This is a genomic window from Neptunicella sp. (genome assembly GCF_048268085.1).
GTDB lineage: Bacteria > Pseudomonadota > Gammaproteobacteria > Enterobacterales > Alteromonadaceae > Neptunicella.
Genome location: NZ_JBLWWF010000008.1, coordinates 23,376 through 47,809, shown reverse-complemented (window position 1 = coordinate 47,809; position 24,434 = coordinate 23,376). Strand labels below are relative to the sequence as shown.

Sequence of the window (24,434 nt, the reverse complement as noted above, 5' to 3'; positions counted from 1 at the left end):
CAATACCATCGATGAAATTAACGGACAAGAGCTGGTGCAGGTATTATTCTATTTAAGCTCTTGTCGTTACGTGCAGCTAGGATTTAAAACGACGGATCCCCAAGCCGGCCAAACCTAGTGCAAAAATCGCCAGTGTCGAAGGTTCTGGCACATCATTAGTTTGAATTTCGCTGCCGTAAACCGCTAGTTTCATTCCTAACGTATATCGATACAGTTGCTCTTCGTTCGTTGAATTATCCAAGATGGATTTGGTGAGGCTCTGCAAACTGAAATCAATGTTACTTATGTTATAGGTTGTTAACGGATCGGAAGATAAAAAACTTTCATCCCAGGAAATTGAGTCGGGTGCAGATAAAAAGCTAAATGGGTCAATGACCGCCTTGATTTTGATAGCATCATTAACGCCATTATTGATTAACGCGATCACACTATCAAATGCGCTACCGGTAGTTAACGAAAAGACTTTGCCACTATCACTTTCCGTCAAATTATTAAGGTCGAATATCGTCGTTCCACCCCAAATAACGTCTATGTTACCGCCCAGTAATGTATCTATTTCGTTTGTAGAATAGCGCGTTTCAAAGTAGCCGATTAGTCCCGCATAGGCGGTATTTATTCCACTACCGAGTAAAAGGACCGCACATAACAATCTGGATTTTAAGAACGTGGTTCGCATGGGGATTCCTTTAGCGTGTTTGGATTAATTGAATCGTATTGGAGTAAGCATCTTATTCTGGCTATTGATGCCCTAACCTATATAGCGAAAAGCCTGCTCTTTTCTGTCACTTTTATTATTGTTAGGGGGAGAATAGTGTGGTTCGTCTTTGGGGGACTAGCCACTCAATTAAGTGGAGAGTTTTAGGTTATAGGAATAACAGAACCTACACTGATTTGTGTGCATTTACCGTGCAGGGTTGGGTAGCTGTTTCGCCAAGCTGATGAGTTTATTCAGACTCAACACAACGATGAGATCACAGCGGTTTATTGCTCAGCGAGTTCTATTGCCTTGCGATAGTATTTGACCAGTTTTTGTGATTGCCTGACATCGTCAATTAATGGTTCAAGTTGTTTGATAAAGGCTTGGTTACTCGGGGTGTTATGGCAGGTAATCACCACGTTATCCTGCCACATGGGATGCTCTCCTGAGTAAATAGGTTGGCGCATGTTATGTTGGCGAATAAAGGCTAAATAGTCATCCCGATCGTGAATGGCGACGTCAATTCTGCCTTTTTCCAGCATGGCGGCTAGCGTATTCAGATTATTGAGTCCCAACCAGATGATGTCGTCAGAAGGAATGCGTTTTTTATAATCCCATGTACCATCGTCACGAATAATACCTACTACCTTGTCCTGTAATTGTTGCGGGGAGGTAATGGGTTCACCTTGTAAGGTAAATGCCACATGTCGTGCCATGGCAAAGCTAGAGCTATTAATTATATTCAGATTATTGAAGTAGGGGAGATAGTCTACGGATGGAAGCAGACAGTCGGCTTTTTTCTGGGTGAAAAGTCGATAACCCCGGGCGGCATTGACTATGTCGTAACGAAAAGGAAGTTCGAGTTGCCGCATAAAATCCAGTAACATCATATCGAAGGCACCTTGCTGGTTAGCCTGCACTGAACCGGTATATTCCATCCCTAGAATGTTTAAGATAGCCGTATCATCAGCCCGACTTGGCAAACTACAAGCCAAAAAAATCAAGATGGTACTAATGATCTTTTTCATAATGCTCCTTGTTATATTTTTACATCGACTTATTGCATTATCTCAATCCTTACACCACAGATTATCAGGTAAATATCAAGTGCGCTAATTGTGGATACAACGGAATAATAGAAGTTGATAGCAGGTTAAAATTAACAAAGGGGTATAAGGTGAGCCAATATTGGCTCCCCTTTTTTATTCGGCAACGTTTGGAGTAATGATTTGTTTGCCTTCTAAGGATACGGGTAACATGATGTGGGCATAAGGGGTATCACCCCACATCACATAGGGCCCACCAGCGTTCGGATCTGTGGGGATATTTTTTAGCATGGCTTTTGGAACAATGATCATAATGTGTGGGCCGGTTTCAACGTAGTCCGCGGCACTTTTATGATCGTGATGATACGGAGTTGAATTACTCACTCCAGAACCACTAGGCTCACCTTGAAGCATATATGAAATACCAATACCGTCGGCTGTAAAATCTTCTTTATTCATTAAAGCCTGCATCATTTGCATCCATAGCGCATCGTTGCACATTGGGGCTTTATCACCGGTCATGGTATCGGGAAAACATGTCCAGCCGTTGGTTCCTTTGCGTAATTCGGTTCCGTCAGTATCCATTATGGTTGCCTGCTCGCTGACAGAAGAGGGCGCGGCCGACATGGCTCGCAGTATTTTATCCTCTGCAGTATCGGTTGCATAAGTCGAACTGCTAACGACGGACAGTGCAGCAAGTTTTAACAAATTTGCTTTGTTCATGATTTAGTCCTGTTTCAGGGTTAGGGAATAAAAAGTCCAACATTGACTTCTGTGTGCGATTTACTGCGTGCAGGACTCGGGTGTCACCGCTAAGTATAGGCAGTAGATTGCGTCCTACCGTGATTATTAATTAAACCTAATGAAATTAGTGGGTTAATAATGGAGACAAGGAAATAATTAACGGCTGATGACAGGTTTCATCTTTACCTAATATTTTGAATATGTCGTAACATAGGAGATTGAAAATATTATTAAGCAAAAACATCATCAAAAGTATGAGGCAAATCTGCCCCTTGCTATTTTTGCGAATTGATAAGGTTTTTCATCCTCAACATAAACAAGTGTAAAAATAGGGCGAATTCAAAAATTATTAGTCTTATTAGTTGTTTAGGTTATAGTGGCTGTATTCTAGTTGAGGTAATGAACTGGTAATTCACCATGCAAGCAATGATTCGATCTTTAACTACCAGATTTCTCAGTTATGTCATGCTTTCTGATTTAGAAGGCAATATAAATGGCATAGAGCGATGGCGAATAAGTGCTTTGCGCATCATGATCATTACCGGTTTTAGTTTTTATTCTGTCGTGGCGATCCATAGTTGTTTGACCGCTGTTGAGATAAACTTTAGTGAAGTTATTCCACTAACTTTGGCTTTTTATCTCTTTGCGGGGATACAACTGTGGTTATCTAGCTCACATTACACTATCAGCGCCTATTCTCTGCTATTTACCATTTTGGCCGCTGCCCTTTCAATAAATATCATCGCACTGGATCCTGACTTGGCTATTTTTGGTCCGGTCTTTGTATTTTCGTTGCCACTCGCCGCATTTATATTGCTCGGAGCGAAAATCGGTTTTGTGTGTATGTTGCTCAATATTCTGCCTTTTATGGCGTTGCTGAATGGTTTCCACCTCAGTCAGTATTTACCTCCGCATCAAACGTTCGAACATGCCAACTTTTATATTATGAGCATCATCTTTCTGTTTTTTAATGTTTGCGCCCCACTAGGTGTTGCTCGCTCAAGTCTTGCCGCCAGGCGTTTAAATCAGCAACTAACAGAAACCAACATCGATTTGCAAAAACAGAAAGATTTCTACAAAACATTATTCGTCGATACCGATATTGCTAAACTGGTTGTGCATAGCAGTGGTTTAATAAAAGAAATTAACTTGGCTGCAGAATTGTTACTCGATTGCAGACAGCAGAACAGTATTCACCCCATTCATATGGCTGAATTGTTTAGTGACTTTCCAACAGATGCGGGTGAGAAAGTGGTTAATCGTTTCATAAAAGGGAAAATGAAAGCGTTTAAATTAACTCGCAGTAAGCTATTTTCGCAGGAGTATTTTTTCCTCACCGTTCACGATATCACCGCAAAAGTGATGCTTCATAAAACCCTTGCGGCACAAACGGTTCTGAATCGTCAGCAAAAGTTGTATCAGGAAACGGGGTTGCCGAATCGTCTATGGTTGACCAATAAAATTAAGAGCATGCTGACTGAAAAAACAAATGACTTCTGCTTAATCACAATCAAAATAAATAACGCTCAGTTCATTGAGCAAAAATACGGTTTTCAAATTTTACCTTTGTTAGTTAAAGAATTGTCTAAATATTGGCAATCAGGACAACAAGTGAAAAGTCATCTCGCCTCGATAGATAGCACAAATTTGACCATCGTGTGTGAAATATCAATGATGTATGTGCGTGCTACAATCCAGTCGTTTCTGAACAATATCCCTAAAGTGATAGAACTGAATGGTCATTCGATTGCCCTCAATCTTCAAGCTGGTATTTCGTTCCCAGATTCACATAATGGCAATGCTGAGAAGCTCATTAACAATGCCTTATATGCGGTTAATTCAAGCCGGTCGCAAATTAATTTTTATGAAACGTCAAGTTTGGAACGTTTTATTGAACATGAAGAAATCAGTATTTTACTTGATGAAGCGATATCGACCAATGAACTTAAGATTGTCTACCAACCCAAAGTAAAAGCAGACGGACACGTTGTTGGATTAGAGGCGCTGTTGCGCTGGGATTCATCCGTCATTGGCCTGGTCTCTCCGTCTATTTTTATACCCATTGCCGAAAAGTCTGGTTTAGTCCCTAAAATTACGCAATGGCTGATAACCAATATCTGTGTGCAAATATCTCACTGGCAAAAACAGGATATTGAGATTGTTCCGATTGCACTAAATATTTCGGGTATAGATTTTGACCAAGACGATTTTGAAAAGCATCTTATTTACTCATTATTGGAACACCGTATTAATCCAAAGTTAATAGAATTGGAATTAACTGAATCTGCGGTTAGCCGTAATGTAGAAAAAGCTTTAAAAATTACGTCAACGTTGGATGATTGGGGGTTTTCCATTACCTTGGATGATTTTGGTAAAGGCTATTCGGGGTTAGCAAAATTACTCTCTTATCCAGTAAAAGCGGTCAAAATTGATCGACAGTTTATTAAAGATATTCATCTGGATGAGAGAAAATCAAAAGTAGTAGAAGCGATAATTGCCATGTGTCGTGTGTTAGATATAAATATCTTGGCAGAAGGCACTGAAAAACGTGAAGAAGTACAAGTGCTACAACAACTGGGTTGCAGTTGTTTTCAAGGTTTCGTTTTTTCCAAACCCTTGGAAGTAGAACAAACGGAAAGGTTATTGAAAGCGAAAAACGTATTCAGTAAGAGCTACGTGAAAGGGCAATCCTTAACGCCAATCACAAACAAATAACCTGGCATAATGCTGTCTTTCAATATTGACTCTTTTAATATATTAATTGTATTACGTCATGGGGTTTATTGCTGACTTGTATCGTATTCGGGTAACTGTTGTTTTACTCCTGTACAGCCTGATAAATAAGCTGACAGTCCCCAGCCCCCAAAACTATCTGCAACCACTGCACGTAAATGATTGCGTCCTTTTTTGAGCGACATAAAAACTTGTAATTGTTGCTTATGCATTAATCCTTCCTGGCGATCCTTGTCGTATCGATAACTGCCATCGGCAAACGCGATAGGCTGTGCATTTAACGATAACGTGATCGTGTCACTGTAGCCCAGTTGCAATTGGCATATTTGATCCGTTGGTGAAACCAAAACGGTATCGGCTGCGACTGCCCATGTGTTTAAATCGTCAGGGATGGTGCGCCAGCGCAAAAACTCTATTGTGCCATTGGGTTGTACTTGCACTGCTTGCCATGCTTGTTTGGTTATTTGGGCTGGAAGCTGTATTACAGCTTTTTTATCTGCAGCAAAAACGGGCGATACACTAAACTGAGTTAGTTGATTATCGTTATAATATTTTGCTGGAAGTGCCGTCGTTACTGGCTTCGTTGGCTGGATGCTGATATGGCGAATATAAGCGCTAAATGGTGCGTGACTTTGTCGGGGGATATTACCACGTAAGGTTACACTACCGGCTTTTGCGGCACGGGTTAACGGTATTTTATGCATAACCGGTTGGGATTGATCGCCTACCCAAACCGTTAGTGATTGCCCCTCAATCGCTAACTTGATATGAGTCCACTGATTAACCGGTAACGTCGCAGAGGCAGTGCCGTTGTTGCCATGGTACAACTGCCATGCACTTAACCCCTGAAATACTGGCGCATATTGCAACGTATCGGGGGTGTTGGACTTATGGGTGCGGATATAGAATACCTCCGACTCCAACTCAGATTGTTCACGAAAATACACATAAACAAAGGCTCGCTGTCCTGAAGAGTATATGTCAAATTCGATGGTGCCATCCTGAAGTTGAATGTTCTGAGCGGTGATTTCACCACTGTCGAAACGCAAGGCATTTTGCCCGTCGATACTTTCCGTTGTTACCCCTTTGGGTGATATTAGCCAGTCATCGGGTGATATATCCTGCTCGATGCTAACCGCCAGTGCTGTACTTGAAGCTAAAATAAAAAATAATATAAACGATGTTAACAGGTGCATAGGATACTGCCTTATTGTTGTTTTCTGGTTTGAGTTTATGCCAGCCCGGTTGATAATAAAATGAACAAACCCTGCAAAAAATGATACTTTTCAACGAAAATGCTAACGCGGTGGAATAATGACAACGTCTATTTTTACTCAATCTGGTCAAATCAGGCCGGTTTCATTTTCACGCAATAAATACGCGACCGAATTACTGATTGATGTTGCCTGGATCGGCGATATGCCATCCTTTGCCCGGACGATTGAGCCCTACGTACTGGATTTTTATGATATTACTCTGATTACCCAAGGGCAGGGGACGTTCTGGCTGGATGACAAAGAGTATACGGTTTCTGCCGGACAGGTATTTTTCACCACTCCCGGGCAGGTACGACGCTGGTATGTAAAGGATTTACAGGGGATATGTTTATTCTTTCCTGCCGAGTTTTTATTAAAGCACTTCAGCGATCCGCTTTTTTTGCATCGCTTGCATTACTTCCATACCCATACCGGGCCATTCAGTTTAAGGCTGGAACACGACCAACAACAGTGTTTGCTGGACAGACTTGAGGCGATGCATCAGGAAGTCAACCAACTCCAGCCGGATAGCCCCAATTTATTGAGAGCTATTGCTTACGAGGTACTGGTGTATCTTAATCGCTGGTATACCGGTTGCTATGGGCAAGTAATGGAAATAGCGGTCAACCATACCGTCAGCCGCTTTCGTCAGTCACTTGAAACACATTATCATCGCTATCATAAAGTTTCAGAATACGCTGCGTTGTTGGCGGTGACACCCGGGCATCTGAATGTGTTGTGCAAACAACATTTAGGCCGCGCCGCCAGTCGAATCATTATGGATAGATTAATCACCGAAGCCTGCCGTTTACTTACGCACAGCAAAACCGATATTGCGACGTTGGCTGAGGTGCTGGGTTTTACTAATGCCACTTATTTTAGCCGGGTGTTTAAACGCGAGTTAGGCCAATCTCCCTTGCATTATCGGCAGTGTAAATAACGAGCTGGCTAATGGTGTCATTGGTGACATAAACAGGATAATAAGCGAGCGAATACTCGCTTATTATCAGTAAGTTAATTGTTAATCAACTTTCACTAAATAAAGCATTATTTAGCTTTTTCACTGGGGGCAGGTTGGCCATATTTGGGCGAACGAGGACCATAGGGTAAACCGTTGTGGGTTTCGGATGATAACAGTCGGTTGGCGGTGATGGCTGCAATATCAAAGCCTCTGTCGGTAACGGTATCTACAATTTGGCTTACAGCCGCTTCAACCAGCGCACCGATAAGCCCGCCACCATTGCTATTTTGGGTTTCCGCAGAAGAAGCTGTCGCGGTGTCTTGCCACAACACCAAACCATTGCGTAAATCAATCAATGATGCCGATACAGTGACGCGTGTTTCACTGGAAATAATCACGTAGCTTGTACCGTAGTCATCAATGGTTAAATACAAGGCCGCATCCGCGCCAAATATATTATGTAGCTTATCGATTGGAACGGCATGCACATCATTGGCGATAGTGAGACCGTTATTTTTGAAAGTCTGATCGACAACCGCCACCGGAAAAACGTAATAACCGGATTCGGCAATAGGGGCGATAACCTGCGACATCACGCTATAGGGAGCAACGACTTCAGTGGTATTGTTAATCGGTGGTAACACTAAAATTGAGTGTGGATCCGCGTTTCTGAAGGCGCTGTAATCATGGGCTGGTGGCAAGCTTACACAACCACTAACCAGAGTCACGACCAGAAGAGCCATTAAACATTTAATGTGCTGCATTTTAGGCCTCCTTGGATGATTTCAGCAGGAAATCAATATAGTGTTTTGACTCGGGAAACAACATTTCTTCCTGTTCTAAATGTTGACGACCAAGTTCATTATTTCCTGTTTCGAAATAAAGCATGCCTAAGTGTGCATGAACCCCAGGAGCGACAGGTTTACTGTGGGCTGCTGCTTTTTGTATGACTTCTTGCAAGATTGTTATTTGTTCTTCAACGGTCACTTCGTTAGATTTGAAATAGCTATAAACGGCGCTGTTAAAGTCACCATAGTAGTACATTGGTTCCGTTGTTTTACAGCCGGACACGCCAACAATTAGCATTGCAGCCAAAAGTAATTTTTTCATAAAGCTACCTTGCGTTATATCTTCCAGGCGCCAGATTCGATTCCGGTAACCAGTTTGTTGACCACTTCGCGGATGGCTAAATCCAATACCTTGCCATTAAGAGTGGCATCGTAGCTTGCGGTGCTACCAAAACCAATGATTTCACGTTCAGAAAGGCTATACTCACCGGCTCCCTGCACTGAATACACAACTTCGGAAGTCGTCACATCAACCACATTTAATGTCACTTTGGCATAAGCAATCTGAGATTTCCCTTTACCCAGTAAACCAAAAAGTTGTTTGTCACCAATAGCCTTACGACCAAATTCAGTTACATCACCGGTGATCACAAATTTGGCACCAGATATAGTTTGTTGAGTACCGGCACGTTTGGCTTCATCAGCCAATGCCTGCATGTTGTCTCTATCTAACACTACAAATCGATTGGTTTGCTGTAAGTGGCTCATTAACGAGGTTTTAGCCTGGTTACCTAATCTGTCCTGACCGGTTGAAAAAATGCCATTCTGGAAACTGGAGCGATTAACAAATTGGCCTACTACCAGCTTACTTTTTTCACCGGTGTAATTGGTGTTGTAACTTGCAACAGTGGGCGTTTCTATCACTTTAGATGAGGTGGTAGCACAACCAGAAATAGCGCTGGCAACAGCAACGGCGAGTATTGTTGCATGTAATGTTTTTGATTTGATGTTGAACACAATAATTCCTTTTGATACGGGATTTTATAAAAATATCGTTTGGTGGTTTTGAGGGAAATGCAACAAACTAAACTGCAACCTGAAAATCCATCTCAACGTGCATTTATACAGTAAATCGTGGTGAATTTTCTAGTCTCAGAGGCAATTAAATAAAATGCGGCAGTATAGGTTTAGGTACGCATTTTTTGACGATTGAACAACGTTGTAACGCCGACAATTATGATGATTGGCAAGACCTTGATGAATGTCTTGCCGACTGTTTTAATCGATTCGCTATTTAGTGTTTACATGCCATAAAGGGCATCAACCAGCTCACCGACTTTTACTTCACTAACGATGTCACTGGAATTCAACAGGGTTTGTAACGCGCTGCGGTCTTCTTCTGTGGCGTTTCCATAGCGATCGGCCGATGTAACCGAGCCTTCAAGCCATTCGCTATCGTTATCAAACGTCATATAAAGATGCTGTGTATTGATCAATTCTGCAAGGCTGTTAAAAAACTGCTCATATTCGGCTTCTGTTTTACCAGAGAGTTTACAACTAAATTCGAAGCCCAAAATGGCAAATTCATCTAAGTACAATTTCTTGCGGATACGTCTATTGCGGGAGGTTTTTTCTGACATTCTGCTACCTATAAAAAGCTAAAAAGAACGAGGCCCGACTAAGCGTGGCCAAGGGCGCGCATATTAACAGCTTTTTGCAATGTGTATTGAAGTAAAACACACAGCAAAGATCAACAGATCCTGGCAAATCCGCTATAATGGCAACTTCAATGCGGTGATTCACTGTATTCCTGCCACTTCCATTGCCAATGAGCCAGAATTTTCGATGAATAGAAAAAAGAAATTAAACCAAATATTTCAGAAACGCCTTAAAGCCGCTAAAGCAAAAAGTGCTACTAAAAAAAAGCCTCCTTATATTTCCAAAGCTGAACGGGCCAAGTTGGAAGATGCTGCCAAGTTAGAGGTATCGTCAGAGTCAGATGACGCGAGTGCTGATAATCTCTAGATGTGCTGTTAAATTGATGTTAACGTAATTTTTTTGTCCATTAAGATTTAAAAAATGATGATTAATATCAGTACAATCAAAAGGTTAACGTTAATGTTTGGGGTATTGGCAATGGTTTCAGTTGACGTTGGTGCAGCAACCCCCGCCCCACAAGTTGATACCACTAAAGGCACCATCGAAGGGCTATATCAACCAGACAGTAAATTGTATGAATTTAAAGGCGTGCCGTTTGCCAAACCTCCGGTAGGCGAATTACGCTGGAAAGCACCGGTAGCAATGGATCCTTGGTCGGGGATTAAAGCCACTAAGGCTTTTGCTGCACGTTCCATGCAACTCCCCATTTTTGGTGATATGAATTTTCGTTCGCCAGGCATTAGTGAAGACAGTTTATATTTAAATATCTGGAGTGCTGATTTAACTCCACAAACCAAACAGCCGGTATTGGTGTATTTCCATGGTGGCGGCTTTATCGCCGGTGACGGTTCCGAGCCTCGTTATGATGGGGCCAGCATGGCGCAAAACGGTATTGTGACGGTAACGGTTAATTACCGTTTAGGTATATTCGGTTTTCTGGCGCACCCTGAATTAAGTGCTGAGTCAAGCTATCACGGTTCAGGTAACTATGCCTTTCTTGATCAGGTGGCGGCATTACGTTGGGTAAAAGACAACATTGCGGCATTTGGTGGCGATCCAACACGTATTACGATTGCTGGAGAATCAGCAGGATCGATGTCGGTTAGTGCATTAATGGTTTCTCCGTTAAGTCGCGATTTAATTGCCGGTGCAATTGGAGAAAGCGGATCCACCGTTGGTTCCCATCACTCTCCCAAGTCATTAAATGAGGCCGAACAGCAAGGCGTTGATATGGTGACAAAGCTTGGAGCGAAATCGATTGATGAATTACGCAGCTTAAGTGCGCAAACCTTGCTTGAAAAGACGAAGCAGCAACAGCTTATTTGGTTTAACCCCAATATTGATGATTATTTTTTCCCCGACGATCCTTTGCACATGCTACAAAAAGGGCAGTACGCCAAAGTACCGCTATTGGCTGGTGTCAATTCTGAGGAAGGCAGCGCTAGTCAAGTGTTGGGCGAGCATCCTCCCACTGTCGATAACTTTAAGGCGGCTGTTAAACATTTGTATCCTCAGCATTATCAACAACTGCTGCCGTTATATCCGGCGCGAGATAGTGAGTCGGTGATGGATGCTGCGCAAGAATTGGCCAGCGATAAATTTTTAAGTTATAGCACCTGGTTATGGGTCGATTTGGTCAATCAAGGTGGTGAACAGAATGTTTTCTATTATTTATACGCTCACCCAAGACCACAAATGTTGCCGGAATTCGGAGACATGGAACCCGCTCTTGCCGGTGGATTGGTCAAAAAGAGCAACGATAAGCCCGTTCAGCCTAGTAGTCGTGGAGCGGTGCATTCGGCTGAAATTGAATATGCCATGGGTAATTTGGCGACGAATAAAGTCTTTGACTGGAATCAGGACGATTACGCCATATCTGCCAAAATGCAGCAGTATTTTATCAATTTTATCAAGACCGGTAACCCTAACGGGTCTGAATTACCCGAGTGGCCTGAATTTGCAGATAACCAACGTATTGTGATTGATAAACAAATAACGACGCAAGATATGTCACTGCTGCAAAAACGTTATCGTCTGATGTCCACTATTCATGGTTTTGATTTGAAGTAATTGATGAGGTTGGAATTGCCTGAAATCAGGTAAAAGCCAAAAGGTTGTGAGAAATTGATTTCAGGATCAATTTCTCACAGTGATAAGCTACTCACAATCTTCCGGATCATCGCCAGTTTGTTCTTTGGCAGCGATACAGGCTTCTTTCATTTTCTGAGCGGCGTCTTCTTTTAATTCTGATGTTTTGTCCTCGGCATCATCCATCATATCTTCAGCACTTTCTTTGGCTGAGTCATAGGTGTCCTCGACACTTTCTTTGGCTGAATCATAGGCATCACTGGTAGCGTCTCCAGCATCATCCATCATTTCTCCGGCCTTTTCTTTGGCCTGTTCTAATTTGGCAGCCGCTTCTTTTTGTGCTTCTTCCGCTTTATCTTTGCTGGCTTCACTACAACTCGACAGTCCAAATAAAGCCAGAGTGATTAACATAGTTAGATTTATTTTCGACATTTTCATACACGATCCTCTTGTGAATGTTTGTAGCAAAGCTGCTACGCAGCAGTAAAAGAAAGGTTATCAATTACCGTTGTTTACTATATACCCAATTTGTTGAAAGGAAATAATTTTGATAAGAATATGAAAATTCGGCAGACCGGCCGGTAAAATAAATTGAGATGTAATCAAAATTAATGGTTGACCTGATTTTTAACATCGTGTTATTCCTAGTATATAAGTTAATGAATTGATTTGAGAAACTGTATTTAACATGAACCTTTTTGCTTCTTTAGTACTAAACGTCGTACTCGTCGTGGTGATTATTCCATCTCCGCGGGGGAAGCGTTTGGCCTAAATTAAGCCTAGTTTCATAAAAACCCCCGCACGAAAGTCCGGGGGTTTTTTCGTTTTTGGCCCCGAAAAAAGAGAGAAAGACAATGACAGGCGCACAAGCCATTTTGGATTATTTGAGTCAACAAGGAATAGACACCATTTTCGGCTATCCCGGTGGGGCGATTATGCCTTTGTACGACGCAATGATTGAATCACCCATCAAGCATTACCTTTGTCGTCATGAACAAGGCGCAGCCTTTGCCGCCATCGGTTACGCCCGTTCAACCAATAGTGTGGGGGTGTGCGTGGCAACGTCTGGCCCTGGTGCCACCAATCTGTTAACCAGTTTGGCCGATGCCAAACTGGATTCGGTGCCACTGGTGGTAATTACCGGCCAGGTTGCCCGCCCTTCAATGGGCTCGGATGCGTTTCAGGAAGTGGATGTGTTGGGCTTGTCATTAAGTATCTGTAAACACAGTATGCAGGTGATGGATCCCCAGGATTTATTACCCAGCCTGAGCAACGCATTCCAGATTGCCAGTGAAGGTCGCCCCGGACCGGTTTTAGTTGATGTACCGAAAGATATTCTGATGGGCGCTGTTCCTGAAATTTTGACTCAGCCTGCTAAAGACACTGTTTATTCCCATTGTAGTGAGCAACAAATCGAGCAAGCCAATCAGTTAATGGATCAAAGCCGTTCACCGATTGTGTATGTAGGCGGTGGGGTGGGCATGGCTGATGCGGTTAGCAGCTTTAGACATTTTGTGGCGCGCAATCATTTTCCGGTAGTCAGCACGTTAAAGGGATTAGGCTGTGCAGATCACAGGCATGGCGGTTATTTGGGTATGTTGGGTATGCATGGACTACCGGCAGCCAATCTGGCCGTACAACAATGTGATTTGTTGATTGTCATCGGCGCCAGACTGGATGACAGGGTAACCGGCAAACTTGACGAGTTTGCGCCTAATGCCAAATTGTTGCATATCGATATTGACCCGGCTGAGATCAATAAACGTCGCCATGCCGAGGTTAGTTTGTTAGGTAATTTAAATGACATCTTGCCGCAACTGACCTGTATCACGGAAAAATCCGACTGGCTTGAGTATATTCACCAGTTAAAGCAGCAAAAATCCCGCATTTATTCCGCTCAACAACCCGGACAACCTGTTGACGCTCCTTCCATGTTGCGCACTTTAAGTGAGCAAATTAGCCATGACGCGGTGATAACCTGTGACGTGGGCCAACACCAGATGTGGGTCGCCCAGCACATGTTATTTAATCACCCGACCTGTCATTTGAGCAGTGGTGGACTCGGTACCATGGGTTTTGGTTTACCGGCTGCAATCGGTGCTCAGGTAGCCCATCCGGATAAACAGGTTATTGCGGTGTGCGGTGACGGCTCTTTTATGATGAATGTACAGGAACTGGCGACATTACGTCGTTATCCCTTGCCGGTGAAAATCCTGCTACTGGATAATCAGCGTCTTGGCATGGTCAAACAATGGCAAGAGCTGTTTCATGAACAGCGATACAGCGAAACCGATCTGTCTGACAATCCCGATTTCGCTCGGGTGGCAGCCGCGTTTGATATCGCCAGCGAGGTTATCCAGCACGGTGAGCAGGTAGCAGCGGCCTTACAACGCATGCTGGCGCATTCAGGACCTTATTTACTGCATGTTCAACTCAATTCAACCGACAACGTATGGCCGATTGTGCCACCGAATACCGCCAACCATAAAATGTGGGAGCAACCCAAATGCACTACCAACTGAATTTATTATTAACTAATACTCCGGCCTCGATGGAGCGAGTATTGCAAGTCACACGCTATCGTGGTTTTAGTATTGAGCAATGTGAAATGTACACCGCGAGTGGGGCTATGCGTCTCAATATGCAGGTGTCGGGTGAACAGCCGATTCAGCGCTTAACCTCGCAGTTAAACAAACTATATGACCTGATTGAATTGGCTTGTGACTCTGTGATTGGACATGTGGATGTATTGATGAAAGAACCGGTTGAACAGTTAGCAATGGGCTAGATTGGATAAGTCCCACATGATGATTAACGAAAGTGCCCTAACCAATTGATTGGTTAGCCTAAAAATGTTTTAGTATGTTTATATAAGTAACTGAATTATATGTAACTTTGATTAAAACGATAGGTTTATGGCAACTTAATTAACGTTTTGGGGACACATCGGATGAAAAAGCACATTTGGCTAGGGCTTGGTGCCGCATTTTTTGTACTGCTGGTCGGCTGTCAGTCTGGCAAGCAGCCAACGACCAATACGGTCAGTACGGACAGTCGCGAATGGGAAGATCTAAGTGTGTTTCGGGTTAATGCGCTCAAGCCAGTCGCCAGTTTTGTTCCTTATGATACGACCGACAAGATCTTTGCCGATGACTATGCAAGCTCTCCGTTTTATCAATCACTAAATGGCAATTGGAAATTTAAATGGTATGCCAACCCCTTGGTCGTGCCGTTGGATATTGGCAAAGCTGACTTGGATGTAAGCGGGTGGGCTGAGATACCAGTGCCGTCTGACTGGCAAATGTACGGTTATGACTATCCTATTTATACCAATATTGAATACCCCTTTGCGAAACAACCACCATTAGTTCCCCATGATAACAACCCAACAGGAGTGTACGTTAAAACCTTTGAGGTGGCAGCTATCAAGGACGGAGTACAATCCATTTTGCATTTTGGCGGAGTTAATTCAGCTTTTTATTGTTGGCTGAATGGGCAGTATCTTGGATACAGCGAAGGCAGCAAAACCCCGACGGAATTTAATATCAATGGGGCACTTCAAGAAGGCCAAAACCAATTAACGGTAAAGGTAATTCGTTTTAGTGATGGCAGTTACCTGGAAGATCAGGATTTTTGGCGAGTCAGCGGCATTGAGCGGGATGTGTACATCTATCAGGCGAGCGATGTGCATGTCAGCGATTTCTTTGCCAAAACCTCGTTAGCCAATAATTATACCGATGGCGTATTGGCGTTGTCGGTAGACGTATCCAATGCGGGCAAACAAACCGCAGATAAGGTTACGCTGATAACCGAGCTTTACGATGCCAATAAAATGCTAATCGAGCAAAACGCCCAGCAGATAGCAATTGCGTCAGGCAAGACCACGAGTATAGATACGGCTATGCAGATAAAAGATGTTAAGGCTTGGTCAGCAGAGGCTCCCAATCTATATACGCTAGTGTTAAAAACGGTGCAGCCATCTGGGCAGATTGAGCAAGTGGTAGGGGAGTCGATTGGATTTAGAAAAATTGAATCAAAAGGCGGGCAAATATTAGTCAACGGTCAACCTATCTTGTTTAAAGGCGTTAATCGCCATGAACATGACGAGCGCACTGCGCACGTCGTATCCAAACAGTCGATGCTGAATGATATCAAGCTGTTCAAACAGAATAATATTAACGCAGTGCGTACCTCGCATTACCCGAACGATCCGTATTTTTATAAATTGGCCGATCAATACGGCATTTATGTGATTGATGAAGCCAACATCGAATCCCATGGTTTCGGCTATGAATCGGATGATACGCCAGCCAACAAACCCGAATTTGAGGCGATGCATCTGGATCGTATCCAGCGCATGTTGGAGCGAGATAAAAACCATCCTTCTATTATCTTTTGGTCAATGGGTAATGAAGCTGGTGATGGACCTACTTTTATCAAGGGTTACCAATGGCTCAAACAACGCGATGATTCGCGGGTGGTTCATTATGAAAGAGCCGAGCGACATAAAACTGACTTCCATCAGCCACACACCGACATCACTAGCTGGATGTACGCCAGAATGCCCGAAATACAAGATTATCTGGATACTAAACCGTCACGCCCGTTTATCTGGATTGAATATGCTCATGCAATGGGCAACAGTACAGGCAACCTGGTAGATGATTGGGATATGGTACGCAAAGAGCCGCAATTTCAGGGCGGTTTTATCTGGGATTGGGTCGATCAGGGGCTAATTAAGCAAGATAAGGATGGCAATGAGTTTTGGGCTTATGGCGGTGATTTTGAACCAGCTAATGTGCATAACGATGCTAATTTCTGCTTAAACGGGTTGGTCAATCCGGATCGTACCCCGCATCCTGCTTTATATGAAGTGAAAAAGGTCTATCAGGACGTACACTTTTCTCAACTGGGAGAAACAACGTTTGAAGTATATAACGAGAACTTTTTCACCGACTTAAGTCGCTATGATTTCCAGTGGCGCTTAGTGGAAAACGGTGCCGTGATTAAAAAAGGTGAACTGGATCTTAAAGCCGCACCACAGGTTCGAGTGCGCTTTGCGATGCCAAGCCAATTGTCAAAGTTGAGCAAAGGTAAAGAATATTTTATTGAATTTTATGCTCTGGCTAAACCCGGTACGCCATTGGTGGAGTCCGGCGAGGTGCTGGCCAAACAACAAATCCAGCTGCAAGCTGGTGATAACATAGAGATGCTAACTCAGCCCGGAAAATTGTCGGTTACCCAGTCAACCAATGGATTAGTGGTACATACGGCTAATGCCGAGATTGGTTTTGACCAACAGGGCTATCTGGCTTCCTATGTACTCAATGGCAAATCGTTATTACAACAGCCGTTGAAAATGAATCTGTGGCGTGCGCCCACCGATAACGATTTTGGTAATAAACTACCAGAGCGAGCCAAGGCATGGAAAACTGCGACCCAACAACAACAGGGTAATGGCGTTAAAATTACCAAGCAATCCGCCAATGTCGTGCAGTTGGAGCAACATATTTTGCTGGCTGCGGCTAATGCATCGGCGAGCGCTCGTTATCAAATTAATGCCAATGGTGAGATATTGGTTAGTCTGGCATTAGATGTTGGGGATGCCGCCGACCAACCCAGTGAATTGCCACGTTTTGGTACCTCGCTACAACTGCCAGTCAGTTACGAACATGTGACTTATTATGGCCGTGGCCCCTATGAAAATTATCCCGATCGAAAAAGTGCCGCCTTTGTGGGGCTATATAGCGGTATGGTTGATGATTTGGGCTTCGCCTACATTCGTCCACAAGAAAACGGCAACCGTTCTGATGTGCGTTGGGCAGCGTTAACCGATGCTTCTGGTGAAGGGCTTAAATTTAGTGGATTACAAACCATCGACTTTAGCGCCCATCATCAGTTGAGCGAGGATTTTGATCCCGGTATTAATAAAGCTCAGCGACACTATACCGATATTGTCAAACGTGACTTGGTGGAAGTGCTCATCGATTATCGACAAAACGGTTTGGGTGGAAACGACAGTTGGGGGGCAATGCCTATCGACAAGTATATTCTTAAAGCTGAGCCATACAGTTACCGTTTCATGATTAGCCCTATCAGCGGCAGGGCCGCCAGCACTATTGCTGAGGCCACCAAACAGGCTCAGCAATTACACTGAGCTAATTAACAGCAGATCAATCATCCTGATTGATCTGCTGTTAAGCCATATTCTTTCACAGTTGTATATTCTGAGGGGATCAGGGGGCGATCGACGAACCTTCGCTGTTATCATGCAGTCGTTTACAAATGACAGGCTAATCAATCTAAGCAGGAGTTATAGCACCGTTGTTTATGATTTGAACATATATCGCTAGATATTTTTAGCAATTAAATCTGCTTTTAGCAATCCACCTTTGGTGAATAATTTTGCAGAAAATTTAGGATGTCTTCTGGCGTTAAATGCATCCAATATTTGCTTTAATCCAGCAGCTTCTAGCAAAGAAATATTCACTTCAGTATCCATTTCTGCAGATTCAACAAAATCATTTGAAAATCTAGGGGCAACGATTAAAACCTGTGCGACTCTTTTACCTGTTGCTTCACAGCGATTAACGTAGGCTTTTACTTGTCTTGACGTAGATGAATATTTTGCAAAGTCACCATTTTTACAGGTTTTAGCTTCGCAAATAATAACGTCGTCTTCACTCACTGATATTAGTATATCGGCCTTGTCTTTAGCTGTATTAATTGACCTGCGCAGATCCTCATCTACCGATAGTCCTAATTGTTCAAATATAGCTTTGGTTACTTCTTCAAATTTAATACCAATATCGGCTTCGGAAATTTCAATACCTTCACTTTTAAGTGTCGCTAAATCACGTTTGGCAAGAGCATCAAAGTTTTCAACTAACTTATCTGTTGCATCAGCAAAACTCTCTAAAATATTAAGTCGTAAGTTTCCGCGTTTGCTTAAACCCATACTTTCGTTGACTGACTTTATCTCGTCATTTGAGAGCATGAAAAGAATATCATGAGGTGTAATACTCAAGGCTCTTAGTTTATCAATATCGAGTTCTTCATTGTCTTCCAGCTCAAATTCGTTACGAAGAAGTTTAGGTAATATCGGGAAATGTTTTTGTAAAGTCAGAAATAATTCTTTAAACCCGGTTGCACTCAATGCATTAAATTCTCTTTCAGCAGATGTATTTAATGCATTTATAATTAGTCCTGAACGTTCATTGAGTGTTGTTCCAAGTTTATCTAGATCTAAATCCAAGTCAGTTATTAATTGTTTTAAACGTTCTTTTCTGTCGTTAATGTTTGTATCGCTACTATAAAGATCTACTTCGAGAATTTGAGATACAGGAAGTCCCATTTTTAAAGTTACATCTATTTTTTCTTTCCGTTCAACACCACGAATTCGTTTGCCGTGATTTTTTAAAATATTCGATAACTCTGGATCACTAAAGGTTCTTAATATTCTCTGCAAATGTTTATCAGCAAGCTCTTTTCCTTGCATTTGATTGAGTAATGAAACAATTTCATCCGCAACATATACAACTTGACGCTTGCGACTGATAAAAAGCAATCCAATTTCTCTTAAAGCATTTAATGAATCCTGAACACCTGATTTAGGGATCGAACTAACGAGATGTTCTATTGCGGCTTTGTTATCTGATGTAATGTCTAACTTCTTCGCAAGTAAGTTTATAATACCTCTTTCATCATCTGTTATTTTGGCATCACGATTATTTCTTTCATCATTTGTATAAGCTTCTTTCAAGCATGAATAATAAATATCTAATCGTTTAGATTCATCAAAAGTATCATCACTTGATGCTTGAATGATTTCTTGTAGTTCTTTAGATCGAGTATTAATCAACTTCCATTCTTTGGTATAAAGTGCTTCGATCCATGATACGCGGGATATGCTATTGCCATCTCTACTTAATATGTTTGTAAGCAAGGTTGCCTGAGCTCCGATCATCGCAAGGTGCTCTTTTACACATTTCTCAAAGTAAGGTAATACGAGGTTAAAAAGCTGAGTGATTTCGCCACTGGAGGCATTTTTAATCTGACCGTCGATACTATTAATTCTGAGCGCGAGTTCTTTGTCGTGGGTAATAGCTTCAGTACAGATTCGATCTAGGAAATTGATAAATTTTGATTTTTCGACTTGATTCACTGTCGATAGGATATTTGCTAATTTCATTTTATTTCACCTTTATCCATGGCCTTTCAATAAGTTAGCACCAAATTATAATGAATAATAGAATTGCTTTATTTTAAATCAATATGTTCGTAGATGGTTAAATGACACTGCGGAACTTCCGTTCTGCAATGTCATTCTTAATATTCCACGTTAAAGTTTACTCAAGTCGGTGCCTAGTAATAATTCATCAATAAGTTGATGTTGCTGTTCAGGGCTTTGCTGTTTTAACGCCCGCACAAAATCCATCGAGGTTGCCGGTGTATTCGGGTAGTCGTGTTGCCGCCATAACTGTTTAAGTGCAGTCGTTATCACCTCGTCACCGAGCGCATCGCGCAAGTGATAAAATACGAGTGTGGCGCGTGAATACATGTCATGGGATTGCGTCGCATCTATTAACGCTAATGGCTGTTGTACGTTACCGCGCTGGACATTATTGAATCGTTGCCGTTCATAATCCACTAATGCCAGCATCGTTTTGTGTCCGTAGCGTTGTTCAATCAATACCAGTTCGACGTATTTGGCCATTGACTCGACTAAAAAAGCGTTGTCTTCCAGCACGCCATTACCAATATCATGACCAAACCATTGATGGGCGGTTTCGTGCACGGCGCGACGATAACGTTGATCAAAGCCGGCCGTGGCTGAAGGGGAGGCATGAAATCCAACCCGATTTCCAATTAATATGATTTGCGGCAGAGCATAACCTGTTGCACCAATATCCGGTATTGCTACCAGACTAAGTTGCGAAGCACGATAAGGAACAATATGTTGGCTAAACCAGTTAAGCGTATCAGTCATCGCGGTTAAATTGAGTTGTGCGGCATCATTTTTTTCGGTGCTAAACACCTTTATTGCAACAGACGGGCTTGTCGACTCGGAATTCACCAGCATGGAATCAGGTACCGAGAACCAGGCTGGTATATTGCGAACCGGTTGACTGGTTTGATAGTGAAAATAGACCCGTTCATCATCTTCTGTGCGACTGACCAGTTTGCCTTGTGTTAAGGCGTATTGTCCTTTGGCCGTGGAAATGTGGCTATTCAGATTCACCCACTGGTATTGGCGATTAGGTTGTAGCTCATGCTTGAACAGTTCAGAAGGTTTGGGCAAATTCAGCGCTGGCAGATCATATTTAATCCGCGTTTGCTCATCTCGTATTTGCCACGTTGGCTGGTAACCGATGGTCGGCAGTATTGGAACAGAACGCAGGTAACTGAGTTGGGGTTTGACAAACTGGTGTGAGCGCAATGGCCACAGTTGCGGTGTTGTATAATTAAATACTGTTACTATCTCGCGTTTATCTCCTGGCTGCATGGGCTGTGAGAACTGATAAACGACCTGTCCTAAATCGTTATCGAATGTCTTAAGTGTGGCGTTATTGATACTGATGCTAGCCGCAGGATAGTTACCATAACGTCCTATCAATATTTCGCTAACAGGCGTGTTGGTGCGGTTTTCCAGAGTAAAGCGGAGGTTAAATTTGGCAAATTGCTGGTTGGGGTAAATATCCACATTGGAATCTATTTGCACCACACTGGGCTGTGGCTGGTGTTGCCATTGACTGAATCTTGATTCATATAAGGCTTTCCAGGCGTTCTGTTTATCCGTGCTCATTAGCGGTTTTTCACTTATTAGCGTGTGATGCAGGGCTAACCCGGCCAATGAATTTATGACTAACGCTGCCCACAAAGGTAATGAACTCGATTTTCGCGACGGCGCGGCTAACGCGGTACCACGATGAGAATAGCGAATAGCAACGAAAATTAGACTCGCGGTGATCAACAGCCAAAATGACATATAGGGGCAATAAACCGATAAACTGTTGCTATACCCCCAAAAATGATCCGGTGCTTGCAAAGGACTATCTGCAATATTCCATAGCGTATGTGTTAGACCCAGACTGGTCATTATCGGGGTAAATTTAACCAGTAACACAAGGGCTATTGCCCCACCTGACAACGCTTTGGAGCGGCACAGGTGATGAATGCCAACCAATATCGCGCCAAGTAACAGCAACGGCAACCCGGTTAGTCCGAACTGCAGAAGATAATGCGATACTATCCACTGGCTGCCGGCTAGCCATTCGGCCATGCTACTTGCGGCAAATGCAAGAACAAGCAATATCAAAGTCATCAACCACATCACTATTAAGTGTGACATCAGCAGGTGGCGATTTTTCACCGGTGTGACGGCGACCAGTTCGGCGATATTGCAGATCTTTTCGCGCCAGCAAATTTGCCAACTCCATAATGCCAGTAAAAAGGCACCGAACACCGGAACAACATCAAAGGCAATACGGTTTAGTGCATCGATACTGGTCGGTGCAACGACTGACATAGGCTCGGCATAGTCAATACCGGAAAACACTTCGTTGAATAACAGCAATGGCCAAATACATAGCAGTAATAACGTCGCTTTGTTGTTTAACAGCTCTGAAAATGCGGTTCTAACCAAGGTGCCAACAGGCGAGCGGGACTTGTTGCTAACCGGACTGGCTTGATATTGAGACGGTGCAATAGCCGCAGGAACGGTGTCCTTATGAGGTTGCTGACGGTGAGATTTGGCGGATTGTCTTTCGCTAGGTAGTTTCAGCGCATGCCAGATAATGATGACGGTTAAGCCAAGGTAAAAAACACGGTTACCCAACAAAGGAAGATTGAAAAAAGGCTTAGCGGTATCGATATACTTAATCAGGGCAGTAATACCGTAAGGATCCAGCCACAACATGCCAGTATACAAGGATTGACTGGTGATACTGCTACCGGCAAGAGTTGGCGAGCCTGTCATGCTGGCCAGCATCAAATAACCAAGGTGCAGTAGGCCAAAAAATACATAAATGCTGATCCCGTCATAAAAGCGTTTAGTGAGCCAAAGGGCGACAGCGCTGTTAAATAGCACGGCAGGCAAAACCACCAGCAGTAGATTAAATACACTGATACCCAGCAATTGAGAAGTCAATTGAGCGTGAATGGATTGGCTTATCAGGATCAGCATAAAACTGAACGTTAGCAACAGGGTGGCCAGTCCTGCGACGGTAACAAAGCGCAGTAACCAGCGACGGGAATATTTGACCGGTGTTACGTTGATCAGATCTTGCATATTGGCATGGCTGTCACGCAGCATAATCACCGGAGCAAATGCGCCAAGGATTAACGGCACGGCCAACATAACCAAACTATTTTGGGTCAGGATCAGCTGTTTGCTGGCACTGACATCGCCCACTGCCAAACCGACTGACAATATATAGGCAAATAGCGGTAACAACACACTGCCCAGTAGAATAATCGGTTGCCGAAAACAAAAACGCAGTTCATTGAGTAGTAGCATCAGGCTTCTCCCTGGGCCAACAGATCGAAGAAGTATTTGTCTTGCAGTCTGGCCTCAACAAGCACCGCGTCTTCGGTTGGTTTTTGTTTGCTATAAAGACGAAAAGACGGGACACCAAAACGGAAGCTTTTACTGAGTATCTGGCTGGTACTGTTTGAAGGGATCGTACCGGTTTGCCATATATGTCCGGCAAGTGGCGCAATTAAACTTTGTACATCGGCACTTTCGGTGACATTACCGGCAAACATCAACGCAACATGATGGCAGAGGTTTTCCACATCCTCGACGATATGGGTGGATAACAGCACCAGTCTATTTTGGCTGATGCTAACCAGCATATTATGCAACCGTTCACGTTCCACCGGATCCAGTCCGGCGGTAGGTTCGTCCATAATGATAAATTTAGGATCGCCCAACAATGCCTGGGCAATACCAAAACGTTGGCGCATGCCGCCCGAAAATGTTGCGACTTTTTTATTCGCTACATCAGACAAATTGGTTAATGCGAGTAATTGCGGGATCTGTTGGTCTCTGGCCGACTTGTCCATCCCCTTTAATATCGCGATATGTTCGAGTAAGGCCATACAGCTGATATGTGGATAAACACCAAAATCTTGCGGCAGGTATCCCAGCACTTTACGCAGCTCATCCGGCTGTTGTGTGAGGTCAATACCATCAAAAATCATCTGACCGCTATCCGCGGTTTGTAAACAGGCTAAAGTACGCATTAACGACGATTTTCCGGCACCGTTGGGTCCCAGTAATCCGATCATGCCTGTGGGTAAATCAAGACAGACATCCTTTAGCGCCTGGGTGCCATCCGGATACGTTTTATTAATATGACGAATGTTCAGCATCGTTGTTATCCCTATATGTGAATATGCTGATTAAGGTAAGGACGATGTAGCGAAGGAGCAATTTATCAATGACAAAGGGGCTGAAAA

The 24,434-nt window shown here is 43.2% G+C and carries 19 protein-coding genes; 7 read left to right on the top strand and 12 right to left on the bottom strand.

The window, feature by feature from the left end; all coding sequences use genetic code 11:
* Positions 1-76: 76 nt before the first annotated feature.
* The 3 genes from ACTD55_RS08420 to ACTD55_RS08410 form a co-directional block, all read right to left on the bottom strand.
* Positions 77-676 carry a PEP-CTERM sorting domain-containing protein gene (locus ACTD55_RS08420; protein ID WP_438863882.1) on the bottom strand — a complete coding sequence of 200 codons (600 nt, stop codon included), beginning with the start codon at positions 674-676 and terminating at the stop codon, positions 77-79.
* A 305-nt stretch (positions 677-981) separates the two neighbouring features.
* Positions 982-1,725, bottom strand: a complete 744-nt coding sequence (locus ACTD55_RS08415) for a hypothetical protein (protein ID WP_438863881.1) — start codon at positions 1,723-1,725, stop codon at positions 982-984.
* A 174-nt stretch (positions 1,726-1,899) separates the two neighbouring features.
* Positions 1,900-2,466, bottom strand: coding sequence for a hypothetical protein (locus ACTD55_RS08410; RefSeq protein ID WP_438863880.1), 567 nt, complete (start codon positions 2,464-2,466; stop codon positions 1,900-1,902).
* A 438-nt stretch (positions 2,467-2,904) separates the two neighbouring features.
* Here ACTD55_RS08410 and ACTD55_RS08405 point away from each other — a divergent pair, with 438 nt between their 5' ends.
* Positions 2,905-5,202 (top strand): EAL domain-containing protein, encoded by a 2,298-nt coding sequence (locus ACTD55_RS08405; RefSeq protein ID WP_438863879.1) that lies wholly within the window; start codon positions 2,905-2,907, stop codon positions 5,200-5,202.
* A gap of 65 nt (positions 5,203-5,267) precedes the next feature.
* On the opposite strand, the gene ACTD55_RS08400 is transcribed toward ACTD55_RS08405, so the two are convergent.
* Positions 5,268-6,416, bottom strand: coding sequence for a hypothetical protein (locus ACTD55_RS08400; RefSeq protein ID WP_438863878.1), 1,149 nt, complete (start codon positions 6,414-6,416; stop codon positions 5,268-5,270).
* Positions 6,417-6,534: 118 nt separating this feature from the next.
* Here ACTD55_RS08400 and ACTD55_RS08395 point away from each other — a divergent pair, with 118 nt between their 5' ends.
* Complete coding sequence (locus tag ACTD55_RS08395; protein ID WP_438863877.1) at positions 6,535-7,416, top strand: AraC family transcriptional regulator; 882 nt, start codon at positions 6,535-6,537, stop codon at positions 7,414-7,416.
* 107 nt (positions 7,417-7,523) lie between these two features.
* On the opposite strand, the gene ACTD55_RS08390 is transcribed toward ACTD55_RS08395, so the two are convergent.
* The 4 genes from ACTD55_RS08390 to ACTD55_RS08375 all read right to left on the bottom strand — a co-directional run bounded on the left by ACTD55_RS08390 (position 7,524) and on the right by ACTD55_RS08375 (position 9,865).
* The gene (locus ACTD55_RS08390) at positions 7,524-8,201 is read right to left on the bottom strand and encodes a DUF799 domain-containing protein (RefSeq protein WP_438863876.1); all 678 of its coding nucleotides are present in this window, start codon (positions 8,199-8,201) and stop codon (positions 7,524-7,526) included.
* Position 8,202: 1 nt separating this feature from the next.
* Positions 8,203-8,547 (bottom strand): DUF4810 domain-containing protein, encoded by a 345-nt coding sequence (locus tag ACTD55_RS08385; RefSeq protein WP_438863875.1) that lies wholly within the window; start codon positions 8,545-8,547, stop codon positions 8,203-8,205.
* Positions 8,548-8,561: 14 nt separating this feature from the next.
* Positions 8,562-9,233, bottom strand: coding sequence for a CsgG/HfaB family protein (locus ACTD55_RS08380; protein WP_438863962.1), 672 nt, complete (start codon positions 9,231-9,233; stop codon positions 8,562-8,564).
* A 293-nt stretch (positions 9,234-9,526) separates the two neighbouring features.
* The gene (locus tag ACTD55_RS08375; protein WP_438863874.1) at positions 9,527-9,865 is read right to left on the bottom strand and encodes a YggL family protein; all 339 of its coding nucleotides are present in this window, start codon (positions 9,863-9,865) and stop codon (positions 9,527-9,529) included.
* Positions 9,866-9,944: 79 nt separating this feature from the next.
* On the opposite strand from ACTD55_RS08375, the gene ACTD55_RS08370 reads away from it, so the two are divergent.
* On the top strand, positions 9,945-10,250 hold the full coding sequence (locus ACTD55_RS08370; protein WP_438863873.1) for a DUF2986 domain-containing protein: 306 nt from the start codon (positions 9,945-9,947) through the stop codon (positions 10,248-10,250).
* Positions 10,251-10,343: 93 nt separating this feature from the next.
* Positions 10,344-11,954, top strand: coding sequence for a carboxylesterase/lipase family protein (locus ACTD55_RS08365; RefSeq protein WP_438863872.1), 1,611 nt, complete (start codon positions 10,344-10,346; stop codon positions 11,952-11,954).
* Positions 11,955-12,041: 87 nt separating this feature from the next.
* Here ACTD55_RS08365 and ACTD55_RS08360 read toward each other — a convergent pair whose 3' ends face one another.
* Positions 12,042-12,410: a hypothetical protein gene (locus ACTD55_RS08360; RefSeq protein WP_438863871.1), complete on the bottom strand. Its 369-nt coding sequence runs from the start codon at positions 12,408-12,410 to the stop codon at positions 12,042-12,044.
* 416 nt (positions 12,411-12,826) lie between these two features.
* Here ACTD55_RS08360 and ilvG point away from each other — a divergent pair, with 416 nt between their 5' ends.
* The 3 genes from ilvG to ACTD55_RS08345 all read left to right on the top strand — a co-directional run bounded on the left by ilvG (position 12,827) and on the right by ACTD55_RS08345 (position 18,129).
* Entirely contained in the window at positions 12,827-14,494 is a 1,668-nt protein-coding gene (gene ilvG / locus ACTD55_RS08355) for an acetolactate synthase 2 catalytic subunit (RefSeq protein ID WP_438863870.1), read from the top strand.
* The gene (gene ilvM, locus ACTD55_RS08350; RefSeq protein WP_438863869.1) at positions 14,479-14,760 is read left to right on the top strand and encodes an acetolactate synthase 2 small subunit; all 282 of its coding nucleotides are present in this window, start codon (positions 14,479-14,481) and stop codon (positions 14,758-14,760) included. The genes ilvG and ilvM overlap by 16 nt, the downstream gene beginning before the upstream one ends.
* Before the next feature lie 162 nt (positions 14,761-14,922).
* Entirely contained in the window at positions 14,923-18,129 is a 3,207-nt protein-coding gene (locus ACTD55_RS08345) for a glycoside hydrolase family 2 TIM barrel-domain containing protein (RefSeq protein WP_438863868.1), read from the top strand.
* Between the two features lie 192 nt (positions 18,130-18,321).
* Here the strand turns inward: ACTD55_RS08345 and ACTD55_RS08340 are convergent, their stop codons facing one another.
* The 3 genes from ACTD55_RS08340 to ACTD55_RS08330 form a co-directional block, all read right to left on the bottom strand.
* Positions 18,322-20,163 (bottom strand): hypothetical protein, encoded by a 1,842-nt coding sequence (locus ACTD55_RS08340; protein WP_438863867.1) that lies wholly within the window; start codon positions 20,161-20,163, stop codon positions 18,322-18,324.
* Positions 20,164-20,313: 150 nt separating this feature from the next.
* Positions 20,314-23,490 (bottom strand): M1 family aminopeptidase, encoded by a 3,177-nt coding sequence (locus ACTD55_RS08335; protein WP_438863866.1) that lies wholly within the window; start codon positions 23,488-23,490, stop codon positions 20,314-20,316.
* Positions 23,490-24,347: an ABC transporter ATP-binding protein gene (locus ACTD55_RS08330; RefSeq protein WP_438863865.1), complete on the bottom strand. Its 858-nt coding sequence runs from the start codon at positions 24,345-24,347 to the stop codon at positions 23,490-23,492. Before ACTD55_RS08330 ends, ACTD55_RS08335 begins: the two co-directional genes overlap by 1 nt.
* Positions 24,348-24,434 lie beyond the last annotated feature (87 nt).